A 3,109-nucleotide genomic window follows, 5' to 3' on the forward strand; every position below is an offset into this window, starting at 1 on the left:
TTTTGTTTCTTTTGAAATCTTAGTCATAAAAAATACCTCCAAAGCTAAAGTTTTTACTTTAACTTTGGGGGTATAGGTCATTTGCTCATCCTCTTTTGTATGCCAACTGTCATCAAGCTGACACTCATTGTTCACTTTATTCGTCATCCTCATCATCAGAAGGCTTAAACGCCCTAGCTGCATTAACCGCTGCTTTCCAGCCACGATATAATCGCTTCCGTTTTGCCTTGTCCATTTCAGGTTTAAAGGTTCGTCCTTCAACTGCAAGACTCTTTACCTCATCGATATCTTTCCAATAACCAACGGCAAGCCCAGCAAGAATGGCGGCCCCAAATGCCGTCGTGTTTTCGTCGGCTGCCCGTTCAATTGGAATATCCAGCATATCTGCTTGGAACTGCATCAAGTAGCGATTCCGTGACGCCCCACCATCCGCTCGCAATGCTGGGATATACATGTCAGTGTCCCGCTCCATTGTTCGGATGATGTCTTTGGTTCCATACGCGATTGACTGCAGAGTGGCTTTGACAAAGTCATCCTTCGTCGTGCCACGAGTGAGCCCAAACACAGCGCCTCGAACTTCTTGTTCCCAGTATGGCGCCCCTAATCCATTGAAAGCAGGTACCACATAAATTTCGTCGTCATCGGTTGACCGCATCGCAGCATCCCGCGTTTCAGCAACGTTATCAATCAAGTGCATCTGATCGCTCAACCAAGTCAGCGCAGTCCCGGCAGAAAAAATGGATCCCTCAAGCGCATAGGTAACTTGACCGCCAATATTATAGGCAATTGTTGTCAGTAGATTATCATCGGACAATTCCGGCTTGGAACCCGTATTCATCATGATGAAGGCACCATCACCATAAGTGTTTTTAATCATCCCCGGCTCAAATGCAAGTTGACCAATCAACGCAGCCGACTGGTCTCCGGCAATTCCGGCAATTGGAACTTCAATTCCATAAAATTGATAATTCTTAGTCGTTCCATACAGCTCACTCGACGTTTTAACGATCGGTAATATCTTGCGGGGAATATTAAGCAATTTGAGAATATCGTCATCCCACCTGAGGGCATGAATATTAAACAGCATCGTTCGGCTGGCATTGGAAAAGTCAGTCACGTGATATTCACCACCAGATAGTTTCCACACAAGCCAACTATCGACCGTTCCAAATAACAATTCACCTTTCTCGGCTCGTTCCTGAGCCCCCTCAACGTGATCGAGGATCCAGCGGACTTTGGTAGCTGAAAAATAAGAATCGATGATCAGGCCAGTCTTCTTATGGATCAGGTTTGAATAACCCTCATCCTTTAATTTGCGGGCTAAAGGTGCAGTCTGCTTAGATTGCCACCCAATGGCATTATAAATTGGCTCGCCAGTTTCTTTATCCCAAATAATGGTTGATTCACGCTGGTTAACGATCCCAATTCCTGAAATATCCTCAGGATGAATCCCGGCGTCGATAAATGCAGAGGAAATGGTGCTCAAAACTGAAGTCCAAATTTCATTTGGATCGGTCTCAATCCAACCTGGATGGGGAATCAATTGTTTGACTGGCTTAAAAGCCTCAATCACTTTTCTACCATTGTGGTCAAAAATCATTGCCCGAGTGCTCGTGGTTCCTTGATCAATGGATAATATATATTTTGGACGATCTGTTAACATTAAATTCACTCCAATCGATGAAAATTCTTATTCAATTATACAAAATCATTTTCATTTATTGCAATTATTATAACTTCGGTAATTCATTATCATAACAAAAAAGCACATTATGAACTATACCATAATGTGTCACTTAATTCAATTTGCTGTTCAAACAATGATTGTGAAGATTGTTTTAACTAGACCAATTATCGTTTGACTTGAACGTGAATGTCGTCGCCGTTATCATTCAATTCTTCATCGTAGCTAAAATCAGCATCTGTAAAGTAATGCTTGATCTCTTTGTTGACATTTTCAAGTGGTCGGTGATCGCCGTCTTGGCGGTTAATCACGATCTCATATTCCTTTTTATCGTCGTCGGTGTTTACAAAATTGTAAATAACATCAACGGTATTTAAAATTTCTTGAATCAATTGGCGTTCAGTCATTTCAATACCCCTTTCAATGTTGTGTGCGGAGGTGTCCGATCTTTTTGGCTTTGAGGCGTTTCTTGGTTGGATTTCTCGGCTAGAGAGAGTAGGACTGCTCCGTAAAGCAGGAACTTGCACATAAGCACCTTATTCAAAAATCCCCAAAACCAGGATTTCTGAATAAGGAGACTTATCTTCCAGTTCCTAAGCGCTTTACTCCGCACACTTATTCCTATACATCTACTTTAGCGCTAATTTGCAAAAAGTGTTACCAAAATATTTTCATATCTCGGGGAAGCCTTAAAAAATGTTTACATTCCGCGCTTTAATGCACTATACTTAAGTTTATCATAAGAGGTGATCATGATGACTATTGCAGCCAAAGAAATTTCAAATGAATTGATGAGTGCTTACAAAGATGGCAAACTTGTATCAATTCAAATTCCCGATGAAACCATTACCGGCGGAGTGGCCGCCGTAAATGATGACCAAGCATTCATAAAGCGTCCAGCCAAGGGCGTCATGGTCATCAGACTTGATGATATTCGAAAAGTGACGGTGCTGAATTAGATTCGATTGGATGAGCTATTATTATTTGGAACCAGCCTCGGAATTTCTACGGCTGGTTTTTTGAATGTTTCGGGAGTGAAGCGTTACTAAAATTATCGTTATATCCAGTGATAACGTGCTCCGACGCAATTGACACTAAATTCCAAGAGGCTCCTGATCTAAATCCCAAACCAGGATTCCCGATTTCCCCTATATAGCCGAGTAGTGCTCCGAAAAACTGGTGCTAAACATATAAGGGCGCCTGAATCAAAATCCAAAACCAGGATTCCCGATTTCCCCTATATAGCCGAGTAGTGCTCCGAAAAACTGGTGCTAAACATATAAGGGCGCCTGAATCAAAATCCAAAACCAGGATTTTTTTGTCCGCCGTTATATCGCAATAACGTGCTCCGACGCAATTGACACTAACTTCCAAGAGGCTCCTGATCTAAATCCCAAAACCAGGATTCCCGATTTCCCCTATATA

Annotated in this window: 3 protein-coding genes; 1 reads left to right on the forward strand and 2 read right to left on the reverse strand. The window is 42.1% G+C overall.

Annotated features, from left to right (window positions below):
• Positions 1-136 precede the first annotated feature (136 nt).
• Both glpK and KTE19_RS12525 read right to left on the reverse strand, forming a co-directional pair.
• Entirely contained in the window at positions 137-1,663 is a 1,527-nt protein-coding gene (gene glpK / locus KTE19_RS12520) for a glycerol kinase GlpK (protein ID WP_217165348.1), read from the reverse strand.
• A gap of 188 nt (positions 1,664-1,851) precedes the next feature.
• Positions 1,852-2,091: a hypothetical protein gene (locus KTE19_RS12525; protein WP_054747367.1), complete on the reverse strand. Its 240-nt coding sequence runs from the start codon at positions 2,089-2,091 to the stop codon at positions 1,852-1,854.
• A gap of 345 nt (positions 2,092-2,436) precedes the next feature.
• Here KTE19_RS12525 and KTE19_RS12530 point away from each other — a divergent pair, with 345 nt between their 5' ends.
• Positions 2,437-2,643 (forward strand): hypothetical protein, encoded by a 207-nt coding sequence (locus KTE19_RS12530; protein WP_217165347.1) that lies wholly within the window; start codon positions 2,437-2,439, stop codon positions 2,641-2,643.
• Positions 2,644-3,109 lie beyond the last annotated feature (466 nt).

Source organism: Lentilactobacillus dabitei, from assembly GCF_019061365.1.
GTDB lineage: Bacteria > Bacillota > Bacilli > Lactobacillales > Lactobacillaceae > Lentilactobacillus > Lentilactobacillus dabitei.